Source organism: Streptomyces sp. NBC_01268 (assembly GCF_036240795.1).
Taxonomy (GTDB): Bacteria; Actinomycetota; Actinomycetes; order Streptomycetales; family Streptomycetaceae; genus Streptomyces.
Map to the genome: position 1 here is coordinate 1,371,469 of NZ_CP108454.1, position 16,645 is coordinate 1,388,113.

Annotated in this window: 19 protein-coding genes and 1 riboswitch; of the genes, 9 read left to right on the forward strand and 10 right to left on the reverse strand. The window is 72.5% G+C overall.

Going from position 1 to position 16,645, the window contains the following annotated elements; genetic code table 11:
* Positions 1 to 42: 42 nt before the first annotated feature.
* From OG309_RS05735 to OG309_RS05750, 4 genes are all read left to right on the forward strand, one after another.
* The gene (locus OG309_RS05735; RefSeq protein WP_329418680.1) at positions 43 to 996 is read left to right on the forward strand and encodes a cytochrome c oxidase assembly protein; all 954 of its coding nucleotides are present in this window, start codon (positions 43 to 45) and stop codon (positions 994 to 996) included.
* Positions 997 to 1,072: 76 nt separating this feature from the next.
* The gene (locus OG309_RS05740; RefSeq protein WP_329428753.1) at positions 1,073 to 1,279 is read left to right on the forward strand and encodes a hypothetical protein; all 207 of its coding nucleotides are present in this window, start codon (positions 1,073 to 1,075) and stop codon (positions 1,277 to 1,279) included.
* A 43-nt stretch (positions 1,280 to 1,322) separates the two neighbouring features.
* Complete coding sequence (locus tag OG309_RS05745) at positions 1,323 to 2,033, forward strand: lysophospholipid acyltransferase family protein (RefSeq protein ID WP_329418681.1); 711 nt, start codon at positions 1,323 to 1,325, stop codon at positions 2,031 to 2,033.
* A 70-nt stretch (positions 2,034 to 2,103) separates the two neighbouring features.
* Positions 2,104 to 3,138: an NAD-dependent epimerase/dehydratase family protein gene (locus tag OG309_RS05750; protein ID WP_329418682.1), complete on the forward strand. Its 1,035-nt coding sequence runs from the start codon at positions 2,104 to 2,106 to the stop codon at positions 3,136 to 3,138.
* Positions 3,139 to 3,191: 53 nt separating this feature from the next.
* On the opposite strand, the gene OG309_RS05755 is transcribed toward OG309_RS05750, so the two are convergent.
* The 8 genes from OG309_RS05755 to OG309_RS05790 all read right to left on the reverse strand — a co-directional run bounded on the left by OG309_RS05755 (position 3,192) and on the right by OG309_RS05790 (position 9,922).
* Complete coding sequence (locus OG309_RS05755; protein ID WP_329428162.1) at positions 3,192 to 4,730, reverse strand: alpha/beta hydrolase; 1,539 nt, start codon at positions 4,728 to 4,730, stop codon at positions 3,192 to 3,194.
* Positions 4,731 to 4,944: 214 nt separating this feature from the next.
* Positions 4,945 to 5,706: an urease accessory protein UreD gene (locus OG309_RS05760; RefSeq protein ID WP_329428164.1), complete on the reverse strand. Its 762-nt coding sequence runs from the start codon at positions 5,704 to 5,706 to the stop codon at positions 4,945 to 4,947.
* Complete coding sequence (gene ureG, locus OG309_RS05765; RefSeq protein WP_329418684.1) at positions 5,703 to 6,380, reverse strand: urease accessory protein UreG; 678 nt, start codon at positions 6,378 to 6,380, stop codon at positions 5,703 to 5,705. Before ureG ends, OG309_RS05760 begins: the two co-directional genes overlap by 4 nt.
* A 43-nt stretch (positions 6,381 to 6,423) precedes the next feature.
* Entirely contained in the window at positions 6,424 to 7,086 is a 663-nt protein-coding gene (locus OG309_RS05770; protein ID WP_329418686.1) for an urease accessory protein UreF, read from the reverse strand.
* A gap of 16 nt (positions 7,087 to 7,102) precedes the next feature.
* On the reverse strand, positions 7,103 to 8,824 hold the full coding sequence (locus tag OG309_RS05775; RefSeq protein WP_329418687.1) for an urease subunit alpha: 1,722 nt from the start codon (positions 8,822 to 8,824) through the stop codon (positions 7,103 to 7,105).
* The gene (locus OG309_RS05780) at positions 8,817 to 9,155 is read right to left on the reverse strand and encodes an urease subunit beta (protein WP_329418689.1); all 339 of its coding nucleotides are present in this window, start codon (positions 9,153 to 9,155) and stop codon (positions 8,817 to 8,819) included. Before OG309_RS05780 ends, OG309_RS05775 begins: the two co-directional genes overlap by 8 nt.
* Before the next feature lie 13 nt (positions 9,156 to 9,168).
* The gene (locus tag OG309_RS05785) at positions 9,169 to 9,471 is read right to left on the reverse strand and encodes an urease subunit gamma (RefSeq protein ID WP_329418691.1); all 303 of its coding nucleotides are present in this window, start codon (positions 9,469 to 9,471) and stop codon (positions 9,169 to 9,171) included.
* A gap of 166 nt (positions 9,472 to 9,637) precedes the next feature.
* Positions 9,638 to 9,922 (reverse strand): type II toxin-antitoxin system Phd/YefM family antitoxin, encoded by a 285-nt coding sequence (locus OG309_RS05790; protein ID WP_329418692.1) that lies wholly within the window; start codon positions 9,920 to 9,922, stop codon positions 9,638 to 9,640.
* 58 nt (positions 9,923 to 9,980) lie between these two features.
* On the opposite strand from OG309_RS05790, the gene OG309_RS05795 reads away from it, so the two are divergent.
* The 3 genes from OG309_RS05795 (at position 9,981) to OG309_RS05805 (ending at position 11,915) form a co-directional block, all read left to right on the forward strand.
* Positions 9,981 to 10,607, forward strand: coding sequence for an ATP-dependent Clp protease proteolytic subunit (locus OG309_RS05795; protein WP_329418694.1), 627 nt, complete (start codon positions 9,981 to 9,983; stop codon positions 10,605 to 10,607).
* 7 nt (positions 10,608 to 10,614) lie between these two features.
* Positions 10,615 to 10,920, forward strand: coding sequence for a hypothetical protein (locus OG309_RS05800; protein WP_329418696.1), 306 nt, complete (start codon positions 10,615 to 10,617; stop codon positions 10,918 to 10,920).
* Positions 10,921 to 11,260: 340 nt separating this feature from the next.
* Positions 11,261 to 11,435: riboswitch (cyclic di-AMP (ydaO/yuaA leader) on the forward strand.
* Between the two features lie 3 nt (positions 11,436 to 11,438).
* Positions 11,439 to 11,915: a C40 family peptidase gene (locus OG309_RS05805; protein ID WP_329418697.1), complete on the forward strand. Its 477-nt coding sequence runs from the start codon at positions 11,439 to 11,441 to the stop codon at positions 11,913 to 11,915.
* Between the two features lie 157 nt (positions 11,916 to 12,072).
* On the opposite strand, the gene OG309_RS05810 is transcribed toward OG309_RS05805, so the two are convergent.
* Positions 12,073 to 12,504, reverse strand: a complete 432-nt coding sequence (locus tag OG309_RS05810; RefSeq protein ID WP_329418699.1) for an ATP-binding protein — start codon at positions 12,502 to 12,504, stop codon at positions 12,073 to 12,075.
* A 167-nt stretch (positions 12,505 to 12,671) separates the two neighbouring features.
* The gene (locus tag OG309_RS05815) at positions 12,672 to 13,892 is read right to left on the reverse strand and encodes an 8-amino-7-oxononanoate synthase (RefSeq protein ID WP_329418701.1); all 1,221 of its coding nucleotides are present in this window, start codon (positions 13,890 to 13,892) and stop codon (positions 12,672 to 12,674) included.
* Positions 13,893 to 14,034: 142 nt separating this feature from the next.
* Here OG309_RS05815 and bioB point away from each other — a divergent pair, with 142 nt between their 5' ends.
* Both bioB and OG309_RS05825 read left to right on the forward strand, forming a co-directional pair.
* The gene (gene bioB, locus OG309_RS05820) at positions 14,035 to 15,261 is read left to right on the forward strand and encodes a biotin synthase BioB (RefSeq protein ID WP_329418703.1); all 1,227 of its coding nucleotides are present in this window, start codon (positions 14,035 to 14,037) and stop codon (positions 15,259 to 15,261) included.
* A complete protein-coding gene (locus OG309_RS05825) occupies positions 15,254 to 16,534 on the forward strand; it encodes an adenosylmethionine--8-amino-7-oxononanoate transaminase (protein ID WP_329418704.1) in 1,281 nt (426 codons plus the stop codon). The genes bioB and OG309_RS05825 overlap by 8 nt, the downstream gene beginning before the upstream one ends.
* The last annotated feature ends 111 nt before the right edge of the window (positions 16,535 to 16,645 follow it).

A 16,645-nucleotide genomic window follows, 5' to 3' on the forward strand; every position in this document is an offset into this window, starting at 1 on the left:
GGTGCGGACAACAAGCGCGAATCGGGCTCCAGGAGTAGACACATGGATCACAGCGGGCACGGCATGACCATGGATCTGCCGCCGTTCACGCTGGGGCGGGCCCTGGAGTTCTCCCCCGACCTGTTCTTCCTGATCGGCTGCGTCGCCGGACTCGGTCTGTACGGCTGGGGCGTGGCGCGGCTGCGGAAGCGCGGGGACGCGTGGCCGGTGAGCCGGACGGTCTTCTTCACGGTGGGTGTGCTGAGCATCGCCCTGGTGATGTGCACCAAGCTGAACGACTACGGCATGGTCATGTTCAGCGTGCACATGGTGCAGCACATGGTGATCTCCATGCTGTCGCCGATCCTGCTGCTGCTCGGCGCGCCGGTGACGCTGGCGCTGCGGGCGCTGCCGGTGGCGGGCCGGGGCTCGCTCGGCCCGCGCGAGCTGCTCCTGAAGCTGCTGCACAGCCGGTACATGCGGATCATCACGCACCCGGCGTTCACGATCTCGATGTTCATCGCGAGCCTGTACGCGCTGTACTTCTCGTCGCTGTTCGACACGCTCATGAGCTCCAAGGCGGGCCACGTCGGGATGATGGTCCACTTCCTCATGGTGGGCCTGGTGTTCTTCTGGCCGATCATGGGCGTCGACCCCGGGCCGCACCGCCCCGGCTACGTGATGCGGATGCTGGAGCTCTTCGCGGGCATGCCGTTCCACGCGTTCTTCGGGATCGCGATGATGATGGCGACCGAGCCGCTGGTCGAGGTGTACAAGAACCCGCCGGCCTCGCTCGGGATCGACGCGCTGGCCGACCAGAACGCGGCGGGCGGCATCGCCTGGGCGTTCAGTGAGATCCCGTCTGTGCTGGTGCTGATCGCGCTGGTCTACCAGTGGTACCACTCCGAGCAGCGGCAGGCGGTACGCAAGGACCGGGCCGCGGACCGGGACGGCGACAAGGAGCTGGAGGCGTACAACGCGTACCTGGCCTCGCTCCAGGGGCGCGCGTCGCAGTAGCACGGTTTCCCTGCGTTCGCAGGGCTGGCGCCCGACCCGTCCCAGGAGTCACGATGGCTTCGAGGAGGGCTGAGCGATGATGTCCGGTCCCACGAAGACGATGGCGGCGGTCACCGCCGCCGCCCTGCTGCTGACCACCGCGTACACGGTGGCCCTCGGCAGCAGCGGCTGGCTCTGGTTCGGCTGGGTGATACTCGGCGTGGTCACGATCGGGATGGCCGCCGCGGACAGCGGCGAGCCACAGGCCGGGGGCCCACGTCCGCGCCCGAAGCCCCAGCCCTGACGGGGGCACCGAGGACTTGTCCGACGTCTGACGGGGGTTGCCGGTGTTCTACCACGTCCTCAAGCACGTGCTCCTCGGTCCCCTTCTGAAGCTGCTGTTCCGTCCCCGTGTGGAGGGGCTGGAACACGTGCCGGAGGAGGGTGCGGCGATCGTCGCCGGCAATCACCTGTCCTTCTCGGACCATTTCCTGATGCCGGTGGTGCTGGACCGCCGGATCACCTTCCTCGCCAAGCAGGAGTACTTCACCGGCCCCGGTCTGAAGGGCCGGCTGACGGCGGCGTTCTTCCGCAGCGCGGGGCAGATCCCGGTGGACCGCTCCGGCAGGGAGGCGGGCCGGGCCGCGATCCGGGAGGGGCTCGGGGTGCTGGGCCGGGGCGAGCTGCTGGGCATCTATCCCGAGGGGACCCGCTCGCACGACGGGCGGCTCTACAAGGGCAAGGTCGGGGTGGCGGTGATGGCGCTGACCGCCGGGGTGAGGGTGGTGCCCTGCGCGATGGTCGGCACCTTCGAGATCCAGCCGCCCGGGCGGGTCCTGCCGCGGATCCGGCGCGTGACCATCCGCTTCGGTGAGCCGCTGGACTTCTCCCGCCACGCGGGGATGGCGGGGCAGCGGGAGGTGGTCCGGGCGGTCACGGACGAGATCATGTACGCGATCCTCGCGCTGTCCGGGCAGGAGTACGTGGACGCCTACGCGGCCGACGTGAAGGCGGCGGGCGGCACGCGTGAGGACCCCGGGAAGTTCCCGCCGGCCTGACGCCCAGAGCGGATCCGCGCACGGCGAAAGGGTCTGGGCCGCGCGGCCCGCGGCCCGTAGCGTCCCCCGCATGACCAAGGGAAACGCGTTCGTGCTGGGAGCGACGGGACAGATCGGGCGGGCGGCCGTGCGGGCGCTCGTCGAGGACGGCTGGAAGGTGACGGCCGGCTCGCGCCGCGGCGGCCGGGACGAGAAGTGGCCGGCGGAGGTCCGGTCGGCGGTCGTGGACCGCACCGAGGAGGGGGCGCTGGCGGCGGCGCTCGGCGAGGGGACCGACGTCCTGGTGGACGTGGTGGCCTTCGACGCGGGGCACGGACGGCAGCTGACGGGGCTCGCCGACCGGATCGGTTCGGCGGTGGTGATCTCCAGCGCCGCGGTCTACCAGGACGCGCAGGGCCGCAACTTCGACACGCAGGACGAGCCGGACGGCTTCCCGGACTATCCGATGCCGGTCCCGGAGACGCTGGGGACGGTCGCGCCGGGCGACAGCTCGTACAGCACCCGGAAGGTGGCGCTGGAGCGGGAGCTGCTCGCGGCGGCCGGGTCGCTTCCGACCACCCTGCTGCGGGCGGCGGCCGTGCACGGCCCGTACAGCCCGGGGCCGCGTGAGCTGTGGTTCGTGAAGCGGGCCCTGGACGGGCGCCCGGTGCGGATCCTCGCGGAGGGCGGACGGTCCGTCTTCCACCCGGTGCACGTGGACAACCTGGCGGAGCTGGTCCGGCTGGCCGCCTCGAAGCCGGGGACCCGGGTGCTCAACGGCGCCGACCCCGAGGCGCCGACGGTGGCCGAGATCGGCGCGGCGGTCGACGCGGCGATGGGCGTGACCAGCGAGACCGTCCTGTTCGAGGGAGCGCCGGGGAAGGACATGGTGGGCTACACCCCGTGGACCACGCCCCGTCCGATGGTCTGCGACATGACGGCGGCGGCCCGGGAGCTGGGCTACCGGCCGGTGGTGGGGTACGCGGAGTCGCTGCCCGGCACGATCGAGTTCCTGGCCGCGACGGTGGCGGAGCGGGACTGGCGGGAGGCGTTCCCCGGACTGGTGAAGTACGGGGTGGACTTCTTCGACTACGCGGCGGAGGACGCCTGGCTGGCCGCGCGCTGACCGCGGAGGGGCGGCCGCCGTACGGCGACCGCCCCTCTTCTGTGGTGCGGGTGTTACGGCTGGGGCGTGGCGTGCGGCTCGCACGTCACGTCCTGGCTGTCCACCTTGCCGGTGAGCAGGTACGTCTCGACCTTCGGGTTGATGCAGGAGTTCACCAGGTTGGTGACGCCGTGCGAGCCGGCGTTCTTCTCGGTGATCAGACGCGAACCCTTGAACCGCTTGTGCAGCTCGACGGCGCCGACGTACGGCGTCGCGGCGTCACGCTCGGACTGGACGATGAGGACCGGCGGCAGACCCTTGCCGGTCTTCACCTCGGTCGCCCGCTCGCGCGGCGCGGACCAGGTGGCGCAGGGCAGGTTCATCCAGGCGTTGGCCCAGGTCATGAAGGGGTACTGCTCGTGGAGGCGGGAGTTGTCCCGGTCCCACTTCTTCCAGCTGGTCGGCCACGGCGCGTCGGCGCACTCGACGGCCGTGTAGACCGCGTTGCCGTTCTCCGACGCGATGTTGCCGGCCGTGTCGGTGAGGTCCGCGGCGGCACCGTCGATGAGCGGCTGCGGGTCACCCTGGGCGTAGGCGCTCCAGGCCTCCGCGACGGGGGCCCACGAGGAGTCGTAGTACGGCGCGCTCTGGAAGAAGTTCACGAGCTCGGCCGGACCGACCTTGCCGCCGAGGGGGTTCTTCTTGGCGGCGGCGCGCAGGGTCACCCACTGCTGCTGGACCTCGGCGTAGGTCTTGCCGAGGTGGTAGGCGTCGTCGTGCTGGGCGACCCAGGTCATCCAGTCCTTGAGACGCCCCTCGAAGGCGATGTCCTGTTCCAGGTTGGCCTGGTACCAGATGTTGCTCTTCGCCGGGTTGACCACGCTGTCGACCACCATGCGGCGCACGTGGTCCGGGTACATCGTGCCGTAGACGGCGCCGAGGTAGGTGCCGTAGGAGACGCCGACGAAGTTGAGCTTCTTCTCGCCGAGCGCGGCCCGGACGACGTCGAGGTCGCGCACGGTGTTGCGGGTGGTCATGAAGGGCAGCATGTCGCCGCTCTTCTCGGCGCAGCCCTTGGCGTACGCGGCGGCCGCCTTGCGCTGGGCCAGCTTGTCGGCCTCGCTGTCCGGCACCGGGTCCGGCTTCGGGCCCTTGACGAACTCGGTGGGGTCGACGCAGGAGATCGGCGCCGAGTGGCCGACGCCGCGCGGGTCGAAGCCCACGAAGTCGTAGGCCTTGGCGGCGTTCGCCCAGATCTTGTTGTTGGTGGTCACGCGGCGCGGGAAGCGCAGGCCGGAGCCGCCGGGGCCGCCCGGGTTGTAGAGCAGGGCGCCCTGCTTCTCCTGGGGCGTGCCGGTGGCGGCGATGCGGTCCACGGCGATCTTGATCTGCTTGCCGTTGGGGTGCGCGTAGTCGACCGGAACGGAGACCCAGCCGCACTTGATGGGCTTCTCGAGCCCCCAGTCGGCCGGACAGTCCTGCCATTCGATACCGGCCTTCGCGGCGCGGGCGGCGGCGATGGTCGCGCCGCGCGCCTCGTCGTCGCGGTCGTGGCGGCTCTGCGCGCCGGCCGTCGGTGCGGCCAGCGCGCTGACTATGAGCGTCGCCGTCATCAGAGTGCCGGCGGAGCCGAGCACTGCTGTACGTCTCAAGTGGTTCCTCCCCCTCGGTGGGCGCCGCCCCCGTGGCAGCGCCGTGGTGGGCTGTCCGGGGGATCCTTTCGTCCTTGGGGCCTCCGGTAAAAGGGCGTACACGTGTTTCTTTGCCGAACCAATAACCGGAGAGCGGTGTACCGCTGAGCGGAACTCACCCGCGGATCCCGCCGACTCACCGCGGAGCGAGCAGCTCAAGCCCCTCGTCCAGGGCGCGGCGCAGCGCGAGCGCGTCGGGCGCGACGGCGGTCACCAGGGCGGCGGGACCGGCGAGCGGCACCAGCACGGCGTATTCGCCGAGGAGCCGGGCTTCGGGGGACTTGCCCTGCTTGCCCCCTTCCGTGGCGAAATCCGGGTCGACGACGAGGAGTTGCCCGGTGGCGCGGTGTCCGCCGAGGACGGCGGGGCCGTCCCAGCCGCCGGGGGCGCCGGGTCCGTACGCCAGCTCCTGGTCGAGCAGCGGGCGCCCGGCGCGGCGCACGGTGAGCCGGGTGGTGAGGGTGCCCGGGCGCTCGCCGTGGCGCCCGAGGACCTGCTCCTCCCGGAGCACCAGCCGCGCGTCGGCGGCGAGTTCGACCGTGGTCCGCATGCGCAGCTCGGAGCCCGCGGCCGAGACCAGCTGCTCGGGCAGCCAGCGCAGCTCCGCGCCGCGGCCGACGGTGAGCGCGAGATCGTACGTGGCGGGGGCGCCGTCGGCGCCGGGCAGGGCGACGGTCGCCGCGGCGGAGTCGACCAGGAGCCGCGCCCCGTCCCGCACCTCGGCCTCCAGGAGGAGCCGGTCGCCGCCGAGCGGGGCGCTCATGGCGCCGACGACGGTGACCCGGGTGTACGGTCCGGGGCCGCGGGTGCGGCGCAGGGCGAGCGGCCCGTCGCTCTCCAGGACGGGGAGCGAGCCGTCCGCCCCGGCGGCGATCCGGGCGGTGGCGCGCAGGCTCATGCGGTCCATGCGGCGAGACGGGAGCGGACCCAGTCGGCGACCGGGGCGACGCCCTCGGCGGAGCGGAGCGAGGTGAAGGCGACGGGCAGCTCACCGCGTTGTGCGGCGGCGTCGCTCGCCATCCGGTCCAGGTCGGAGCCGACGTAGGGGGCGAGGTCGGTCTTGTTGACCACGAGGAGGTCGGCGGTGGTGACGCCGGGGCCGCCCTTGCGCGGGATGTCGTCGCCGCCGGCGACGTCGATGACGAAGATCTGGGCGTCGACGAGGCCCTTGGAGAAGGTCGCGGTGAGGTTGTCGCCGCCCGACTCGACGAGGACGAGGTCGAGCGGACCGACCGAGTCCTCCAGGTCCTCGACGGCTTCGAGGTTGGCGGAGATGTCGTCGCGGATCGCGGTGTGCGGGCAGGCGCCGGTCTCGACGGCCTGGATCCGCTCGGGCGGCAGCACGGCCTCGCGGAGCAGGAACTCGGCGTCCTCGCGGGTGTAGATGTCGTTGGTGACGACGGCGAGGGAGAGGGTGTCGCGCAGTTCGCGGCAGAGGGCGGCGACGGTGGCGGTCTTGCCGGAGCCGACCGGGCCGCCGAGGCCGATGCGCAGGGCGCGGCGGGTGCCGTCGGGGCGGTGGGCGTCGGCGGAGACCGCGTGGCCGTGGTCGTGGCCGTGGTCGAGGTGCATGGGGGCTCCAGTGTTCTCGGACTCGGATGCGCGGGGTGGCGGCTCAGGAGGCGAACAGGCGGACCGGCCAGGTCGCGTGCTGTTCGGCGGCGAGGTCGAGCAGCGGGGCCGAGGCGGCGGGCAGGGCGTGGACGTCGCCCTCGCGGGCCGCGGCGGCGGCGCGGGCGGCGACCTCGTCCAGGTCCGGGGCGAGCCGGGCCAGGACGGCGGTGGCCTGGAAGGGGTCCAGGCCGAGCAGGCGGACGACGGCGGTGGCGGGCCCGCTGACGGACTCGTAGCCGACGCAGTGGGCCGCGTCCTCGGGGCCGAGTCCGGCGGCGCGCGCCGCCGTGCCGAGGACGACCGGCTGGTGGGCGCCGCGCGGGAACGCGGCGGCCAGCCGGTCGAGTTCGGGGCTCGGCCAGGCGGCGCGGGCGGCCCGCATCATCTGCCGGCCGAGTCTGCGGGCGGTGGCGCGCAGGGCGGGCGAGGGGGTGCGGGCGTCGGCGGCGGCGTCGAGTTCGTGCGGGTCGGCGCCGAGGGCCGCCGCGGCCGCGAGCGCGGCCGAGGCGAGCCCGGTGGTGCGCAGCCGGCCGCGGCAGAACGCCTCCAGGTCGGCGGCGTCCTTGAGGCGGCCGGCCTTGACCGCGGCCTCGGCGCCGCCCGAGTGGGCGTGCCCGCCGGCGGGGAATCGCCCGTCGGCGAGCACGAGCAGTGCGGATCTCATGCTGGTGCGGGGCCCGTCAGAAGAGGAAGTAGCGCTGGGCCATGGGCAGTTCGGCGGCGGGGGCCGGTACGACCGGTTCGCCGTCGATGGTCACCGTGAAGGTGTCGGCGTCGACCTCGACCCGGGGCAGGGCGTCGTTCTCCCGCATGTCGGCCTTGGTGACCCGGCGGGTGGAGCCGATCGCGGTGAACTCCTTGTGCAGGCCGAGCCGCTGCGGCAGGTCGTCCTCGATCGCCGCCTCGGCGACGAAGTTGACCGAGCCGGCCGCGGCGGCCCGCCCCAGCGCTCCGAACATCGGCCGGGGCAGCACCGGTTGGGGCGTCGGGATGGAGGCGTTGGCGTCGCCCATCTGCGCGTGGGCGATCTGGCCGCCCTTGATCACGACGAGCGGCTTGACGCCGAAGAAGGCGGGCTCCCAGAGCACCAGGTCGGCCAGCTTGCCGGGCTCGACGGAGCCGATGAGGTGCCCCATGCCCTGCGCGACGGCCGGGTTGATCGTGTACTTGGCGACATAGCGCCGGGCCCGGTGGTTGTCGGCGGCCCCGTCGCCGGGGAGCGCGCCGCGCCGCTTCTTCATCACGTGCGCGGTCTGCCAGGTGCGCATGATCACCTCGCCGATCCGGCCCATGGCCTGCGAGTCGGAGGAGATGATCGAGATGGCCCCGAGGTCGTGCAGGACGTCCTCGGCCGCGATGGTCGAGGGCCGGATCCGGGACTCGGCGAAGGCGAGGTCCTCGGGGACGGCCGGGTTGAGGTGGTGGCAGACCATCAGCATGTCGAGGTGTTCCTCGATGGTGTTGACGGTGTGCGGCCGGGTCGGGTTGGTCGAGCTGGGCAGCACGTACGGCTCGGAGACGACGGTGATGATGTCCGGGGCGTGCCCGCCGCCCGCACCTTCGGTGTGGTACGCGTGGATGGTGCGGCCACCGACGGCGGCGAGGGTGTCGCCGACGAAACCGGCCTCGTTGAGCGTGTCGGTGTGGATGGCCAGCTGGGCGCCGGTCTCCTCGCAGACGCCCAGACAGGCGTCGATGACGGCCGGGGTGGCGCCCCAGTCCTCGTGGATCTTGAAGCCGAGGGCGCCGCCGCGCAGCTGGGAGTGCATGGCCTCCCGGGACATGGTGTTGCCCTTGCCGAGCAGACCGATGTTGACGGGGAAGGTGTCCAGGGCCTCGAACATCCTGGCCATGTGCCAGGGGCCGGGGGTGATCGTGGTGGCCTTGGTGCCCTCGGCCGGTCCGGTGCCGCCGCCGACGAGGGTGGTGACGCCGGTGGCGAGGGCCTGTTCGACGACGGTCGGCGAGATGAAGTGGACGTGGGTGTCGACGGCGCCGGCGGTGACGATCCGCCCGTTGCCGACGATCACCTCGGTCTCGGGGCCGATGACCAGCTCGGGGTGGACCCCGTCCATGGTGTCGGGGTTGCCTGCCTTGCCGAGGGCGGTGATCCGGCCGTCGCGGATGCCGATGTCGGCCTTGACGACGCCCCAGTGGTCGATGACGACGGCACCGGTGATCACCGTGTCGGGGGCGCCTTCGGCGCGGGTGGTCCGGGACTGGCCCATGGACTCGCGGATGACCTTGCCACCGCCGAACACGGCCTCCTCGCCGGCGCGGCCCGGACCGCCGGAGCGGTCCTCCTCGATCTCGACGAGCAGGTCGGTGTCGGCGAGCCGGATCCGGTCGCCGGTGGTGGGGCCGAACAGGTCGGCGTAGACGGCGCGGTGCAGCTCAGGCACGGTCGCCTCCGTTCGGCTCGGCGCCGTCGAGGGATCCGGCGGTCTCGCCGCGCAGTCCGGGGACGATCCGGCGGCCGGCGATCGGCACCAGTTCGACCTCGACGGGGATGCCGGGCTCGAAGCGCACGGCGGTGCCGGCGGCGATGTTCAGCCGCAGTCCGCGCGCCGCGGCGCGGTCGAAGTCGAGGCCCGGGTTGGCCTCGGCGAAGTGGTAGTGGGAGCCGACCTGGACGGGCCGGTCGGCGGCGTTCAGGACGGTGAGACGGCTGACGGGGCTGCCCTCGTTGAGGACCACGGCTCCGTCCGCGTACAGGATCTCTCCGGGGATCATCGGCGTTCCCCCGTCAGATGATCGGCTCGTGGACGGTCACCAGCTTGGTGCCGTCGGGGAAGGTCGCCTCGACCTGGACGTCGTGGATCATCTCGGCGATGCCGTCCATGACCTGTTCGCGGCCGAGCACCTTGCGCCCGGAGGCCATCAGCTCGGCGACGGTGCGCCCGTCCCGGGCGCCCTCGAGGACGTGGGAGGTGATGAGGGCGACGGCCTCGGGGTGGTTGAGGAGCACTCCGCGCGCCCGGCGCTTCTCGGCCACGTCCGCCGCGACATGAATGAGCAGTCTTTCCTGCTCATGGGGGCTGAGTTGCACGCTTCCACCTCGCTGTCGTCCACCGGGCATGACTCCCGGACGCAGGGGACCCTAACGATCCTCAACACTCTGTTGACGACGTGAGAAGGGCCGCCGCACCAGACATTGCACGTTAGGGCGGAAGTTTTTCCTGCTCGTTAACTCGGGCTTTGCGACGCCATGGATTTCAGCCGGCGGGAGCGCCGGGGTCACGGTGATGGGCGGCAATGCCGAAGCGGCGCTGTTCACCCGGAGCGGACGCGAGCGAGTTGACGCCGGAGACCGAGCTGATCGCCCGCTCCTCGACCGGCTGGTCGATCGCTTCGAGTCGTTCCAGGTCAGCGGCGGACACCAGGGCGACGAGGGGCTTGCCGTGGCGGGTGACGACCACGCGCTCGTTGCCGTAGACGACGCGGTTGATCAGGTCGGCGAGCTCTGCCCGCGCTTGCGTCACCGGAATCTCATAGGCCATGCTCCTCATCTTACGGCCTGTACGTCCTGTACATTTTTTACAGACAGAGGAGTACGCCATGCCCGACGCCCGCTACGTCCTGCCCGAGTTCACCGAGCGCACCGCCTACGGCAGCCGCACGCTCGACCCCTACTCGAAGCTGCTGGAGGGCCGGATCGTCTTCCTCGGCACGCCGATCGACGAGACCTCGGCCAACGACGCCATCGCCCAGTTCCTGCACCTCGACTACGCGGCCCCCGGCCGCACGGTCTCCCTCTACATCAACTCCCCCGGCGGCTCGGTCAGCGCCATGACCGCGATCCACGACACGATGCGGACGCTCTCCTGCGAGGTGGAGACCACCTGCCTCGGCCAGGCCGTCGGCCCCGCCGCCGTCCTGCTCGCGGCCGGCGCCCCGGGGCGACGGCTGGCACTGCCGGGGGCCCGGATCGTCCTCCAGCAGCCCGCCATGGACGAACCGTTGCGGGGCCAGCCGAGCGATCTGGACATCCACGCGCGGGAACTGCTGCGCCAGCGCGACCTGGTCGTCGCCCTCCTCGCCGAGAACACCGGACAGAGCCGCGGGCGGACCGCCGCCGACCTCGACCGGACCACCGTGCTCGACGCGATGGCCGCCCGCGCGTACGGCCTGGTGGACCACGTGGTCGAGAACCGCGGCCGCGCCGCCGGCGCCGGGGAGCGGTGAGCCCGCCATGGTCCCGGAGCTGCCGCCGCTCCCGGCCCTGACGCGCGCCGAGGGCGAGCTCGTCGACACGTACCTGGAGGTCGTCGACCTCCTCGGGAGGATCAATCCATCCAGATCCACGCATACCTATGGGGCACTTCGCGCGGCTCAGGCGCTGGTGGGACGCGCCACGGCGCTTCGTGACGCCCTGACGCTCATGCATATGCGGGGCGAGAGCGAGGTCCACGCCGACACATTGGCGCGCGCGTTAAGGGTGTTGGACGGAGAGCGACGGGCGGGCCGGGTCACCGTGCCCGAGGAGCCCGCGAGTTGACACTCCCGCGTGTCGTGTCGAGGGCCGCACGGGGCACGGAAACCGCAGAAACCCTCCCCCGTTCGGCGTAGTCGACGAATCGACATGAAGCGCAGGCGAGTTGCGCAACAGGAGTACGCATCTGGCGGAATCGGGCGTTCCGTCGCAGGTGCGGGGCTCATCGGCCAAACCTCCGAAGATCAAGAAACCCGACTGTCCACCCGTATGGATCAGTCGTGAGGAGCCTCACATATCGCCGTTTCAGCTCGGATTTCGCCCTGGATGTAGGTCAAGATCCTCGACGACGACAAGCCCCCGCCACCCACGGCGGGGCGGTCCGGGCGGACGCCGAGTCCTGCCGCTGTCCCGGACGTCTGGTCGACAGGAGTGGATCGGCAGGAGTGGAGGACCCGAGCAGTACGGGGCGTTCGCGCAGTGTGCGGACGTTCCTTGGGGTGAAGCCGCAGCCGCGGCCGGGCATCTTCGCCTGCCCGAACCCGACAGGTCATCCTTCACAGGCGGCTGACGAAGGGTTGCGCATGACTGCGCAGATTCATGTCCCGTCCCTGCTGTCCCGGGCCGGAGCCGTCTCGGCTCTCACCCTCGCCGCCGTCGGCGGCACGCTGCTCGCCCCAGGAGCGGCGCCGGAGGCCCAGGCCGCGACGTCCTACGCCAACAAGGCCTTGAACGTCGCCGCCTCGAAGAAGGGATCGCCCTACAGGTACGGAGCCTCGGGGCCCGGCCGTTTCGACTGCTCGGGCCTCACGCTCTACTCGTACAAGAAGGCGGGCAAGACGCTGCCCCGCACCGCGCAGCAGCAGTACAACAAGACCCGGCACATCTCGGCGGCCGGTCGTCAGAAGGGGGACCTGGTCTTCTTCCATTCCGGCGGAAGGGTGTACCACGTCGGAATCTACGCGGGTAACAACAAGATCTGGCACTCGCCGAAGACCGGCTCATGGGTGAAGCTGGACAAGATCTGGAGCTCCAAGGTCCTCTACGGCCGCGTCCGCTGACGGGCGGACCCGCCGCACCCGCGCATCGGCCTGATCAGCTGATGCGCTGAACCCCGTGGGTGCCGTGCGTGCACCGCACCCACGGATCGCGCCGCACGACGGTGCGGGAGGAGCGCCCGGTGGCGCCGCCGGCCCCTCCTCCCGCCCGGCACTCTCCTTACGCGGCGTGCGCCGCGGGCCAGGGCAGCCTGATCCAGACCGTCTTGCCGCCCTCCTCCGTGGGCGTCACCGTGAGCCGCCCACCCGCCTCCGCGGCCAGATAGCGGATGATCACCATGCCCCGCCCGTTGTCCTGCTGCACCGCGGCGGGCAGCCGCCGCGGCCAGCGCGGATGGCTGTCGGTCACCCCGATGCGCAACTGCTCGTCGCGCTCCAGGCGGACGTCGACCGTGAAGGTCGGCGACTGGCCGAAGGTGTGCTGCACGGCGTTGGTCGCCAGCTCCGAGACGATCAGGCGTACCGTGTCCGCGATGTCGTCCGCGTCGTCGAGCCCCCAGGCCCCGAGGACCTCGGCGACGTACCGCCGGGCGGCCGGCACCGACGCGGGATCGCTCGGCAGCGTGACGGTTGCTTCCTGGTGATCTGCCATGGCGACGCTGTCCCTTTCCCACCGGGCCCGGCCCCGGATTGCGCTGCGCGCCAGACTGCCACCGATCGCGCCGCCCTGGGTGGCGATCGACCAAGATATGCGGATATCTGTCGCCCGATGCGGTGAACGGTGCGACGGGCGACCGGACAAGCGTGCGTGACCCGCGGTCAGACCGCGTCCCGCCCCGCCTCCACCGCGCCGGCCGGTGCCGTTCGCAGGATCGTCTCGACGGCCCGCTCGATCTGCCCGTCCGTGAGGTCCGCGCGCGCGGTCAGCCGCAGGCGCGAGATGCCGTCCGGGACCGACGGCGGCCGGAAGCAGCCGACGCCGAGACCCAGTTCACGGCAGTCCGCCGCCCACCGCAGCGCCTCCTGCGGCCCGGGGGCGCGCACCGAGACCACGGCCGCGTCCGGGCGGGCGGCGGTCAGCCCCGCCCCGGTGAGCAGCGCGTGCAGGCGCTCCGCGACGCCGCGGGCCCGGGCGGCGAGCCCCGGCTCGGCGGCGATCAGCCGCAGGCTCGCGAGGGCGCCGCCCGCGGCGGCCGGGGCGAGCCCCGTGTCGAAGATGAAGGTGCGGGCCGCGTTGACCAGGTGCTCGATGACCCGGGCCGGGCCGAGGACCGCGCCGCCCTGGCTGCCGAGGGACTTGGAGAGGGTGAGGGTGGCGACGACGTCCGGGTCGCCCGCGAGCCCCGCCCCGTGGAGCGCGCCGCGCCCGCCCTCGCCCAGGACGCCGAAGCCGTGGGCGTCGTCGACGACCAGGCCCGCGCCGTGCGCCCGGCAGACCGCGGCCAGCTCGGCGAGCGGCGCCCGGTCGCCGTCCACGGAGAAGACGGAGTCGCTGACGGCCAGCGCCCGGCGGCCCGGGTGGGCGCCCAGGGTCTTGGCGACGGCCTCGGGGTCGGCGTGCGGGACCACGGCCGTCTCGGCGCGCGCCAGGCGGCAGCCGTCCACGATCGAGGCGTGGTTGGCGGCGTCGGAGACGATCAGCCCGTCGCGGGCGGAGAGCGCGGTCAGCGCGGCCAGGTTGGCGGTGTAGCCGGAGGAGAAGACCAGCGCGGCCTCGAAGCCGCTGAACTCGGCGAGTTCGCGTTCCAGGCGCGCGTGCAGCCGGGTGGAGCCGGTGACGAGCCGCGAGCCAGTGGAGCCCGCGCCCCAGCGGCGGGCCGCCTCGGCCGCCGCCTCGGTGATCTCCGGCCGTCGGGTCAGCCCGAGGTAGTCGTTGCCCGCCAGGTCGAGCAGCTCGGACTCGGCGGCCCGGGGGCGCAGCGTACGCGCCAGACCCGCCTGCTCGCGCTGCCGTGCCGCGGTGTCCGTCCAGTCGAAGGCGGCCGTGCGCGGGTCCCGCCCGGTGCTCGGGTCCTGCGGGTCCTCGGCGTACGGCGGCATGGCGGATCCTTTTGTAGGCAGCGCACAGACCCTAACCGTCCCGGGCCGAGGTCAGGGTGTGGCCATACACACACCTCAAACGGCGTCGTTTGTTCAGATCCTCCTTGGCCGAGGGGCGTGCGGTACGCCAGGATCAGCGCTTATGGACCTGCTGAACACGCTGGTGGACAAGGGGCTGCGGCGCGAGTCGCCGAGCCGCGAAGAAGCGCTCGCCGTACTGGCGACCTCCGACGACGACCTGCTCGATGTGGTGGCCGCTGCCGGCAAGGTGCGCCGTCAGTGGTTCGGGCGGCGGGTGAAGCTCAACTATCTGGTCAATCTGAAGTCCGGCCTGTGCCCCGAGGACTGCTCGTACTGTTCGCAGCGGCTCGGCTCCACGGCGGGGATCCTCAAGTACACGTGGCTGAAGCCCGACGAGGCCTCCGCGGCGGCCGCCGCGGGCGTCGCGGGCGGCGCGAAGCGGGTCTGCCTGGTGGCGAGCGGACGCGGCCCGACGGACCGTGACGTCGAGCGGGTCGGAAAGACCATCGAGGCCATCAAGGAGGGGAACGAGGGCGTGGAGGTCTGCGCCTGCCTCGGTCTGCTCTCGGACGGCCAGGCGGAGCGGCTGCGGGAGGCCGGCGCCGACGCGTACAACCACAACCTGAACACGTCCGAGGCGACGTACGGGGAGATCACCTCCACCCACACCTACGCGGACCGGGTGGACACCGTGCAGAAGGCGCACGCGGCGGGCCTGTCCGCCTGCTCGGGCCTCATCGCGGGCATGGGCGAGAGCGACGAGGACCTGGTCGACGTGGTGTTCGCGCTGCGCGAGCTCGACTCGGACTCGGTGCCGGTCAACTTCCTCATCCCGTTCGAGGGCACCCCGCTGGCCAAGGAGTGGAACCTCACCCCGCAGCGCTGCCTGCGGATCCTCGCGATGGTCCGGTTCGTCTGCCCGGACGTCGAGGTGCGGATCGCGGGCGGCCGCGAGGTCCATCTGCGCTCGATGCAGCCGCTGGCGCTGAACATCGCCAACTCGATCTTCCTCGGCGACTACCTGACCAGCGAGGGCCAGGCCGGCCAGGCCGACCTCGACATGATCGCGGACGCCGGCTTCGAGGTGGAGGGCGCGGGCACGACCACGCTCCCCGCGCACCGCGCGGACGCGGTGGCGGCTGCCGCCGCGGCGGGCGGCGGGTGCGGGTCGCACGCGGAGGCGGCCGGCGGCGGCTGCGGCTCGCACGCCTCGGCCGGTGGCGGCTGCGGACCGTGCGGCGGCGGCCCGGCGTCCGAGGAGCCCGCTGCGGCCTCGTCCGAGGCCAGGACCGACCTGGTGGCCGTGCGCCGCCGGGGCGCCGGCACGGACCTCGCGCCGAATGCGTAACGACGAACTGCTGGCCCTGGACCGGGCGCACGTCTGGCACCCGTACGGCCCCATGCCGGGCCGTGCGGAGCCGCTGGTCGTCGACTCCGCGTCCGGGGTACGGCTCCGTCTCGCCGAACCGGCCGAGGGGCGGGCCGAGTTGATCGACGGCATGTCCTCCTGGTGGTCGGCCATCCACGGCTACAACCACCCCGTCCTGAACGAGGCGGTGCGCGGCCAGCTCGACCGGATGAGCCACGTCATGTTCGGCGGGCTCACCCACGAGCCGGCCGTCCGGCTCGCCGCGCGCCTGGTGGAGATCACGCCCGAGCCGCTGCGGCACGTCTTCCTCAGCGACTCCGGCTCGGTCTCCGTCGAGGTCGCGGTCAAGATGTGCCTCCAGTACTGGCGCTCGGTCGGGCGCCCGGGCAAGCAGCGGCTGCTCACCTGGCGCGGCGGCTACCACGGCGACACGTGGCAGCCGATGTCCGTGTGCGACCCGCAGGGCGGGATGCACGAGCTGTGGTCCGGCGTCCTGCAGCGCCAGGTCTTCGTCGAAGCGCCGCCGGCCGCGTACGAGGAGTCGTACGCGGACCTCCTGCGCGAGACGATCGGGCGGCACGCGGACGAACTGGCCGCGGTGATCGTGGAGCCGGTGGTGCAGGGCGCGGGTGGCATGCGCTTCCACTCCGCCGAATACCTGCGGGTGCTGCGCGAGGCCTGCGACGAGCACGGCGTCCTCCTCGTCTTCGACGAGATCGCGACCGGGTTCGGGCGGACGGGGGCGTTGTTCGCCGCCGACCACGCCGGGGTCTCGCCGGACGTCATGTGCGTCGGCAAGGCGCTGACCGGCGGCTACCTGTCGATGGCCGCGACGCTCTGCACGAGCCGCGTCGCCGAGGGCATCTCGCGCGGCGAGGTCCCCGTGCTGGCCCACGGCCCCACCTTCATGGGCAACCCGCTGGCCTCGGCCGTCGCCCTCGCCTCGATCGACCTGCTGCTCTCCCAGGACTGGCAGGTCGAGGTGAAGCGCATCGAGGCGGGCCTGCGCGAGGGCCTCGCGGAGGCGGCCGGCCTCCCGGGCGTGCGGGACGTCCGCGTCCTCGGCGCGATCGGTGTCGTCCAGCTCGACCACGAGGTCGACATGGCGGCGGCGACGCGGGCGGCGGTCCGGGCGGGGGTGTGGCTCCGTCCCTTCCGGGACCTGATCTACACGATGCCTCCGTTCGTGACGGGCGACGAGGACGTGAGCCGGATCGCGACCGCGGTCCGCGAAGCCGCCCGAGCCGGCTGAGCCGGCGGAGTCCCCGGCCCCTGCGCCACGTCCCTCGCCCCACCCACTGCGGGCCGCCACCGCCGGCCCGGACGGGGGTGCGGGCGGGGGCGGGCGGCCGCCCCTCCCCAT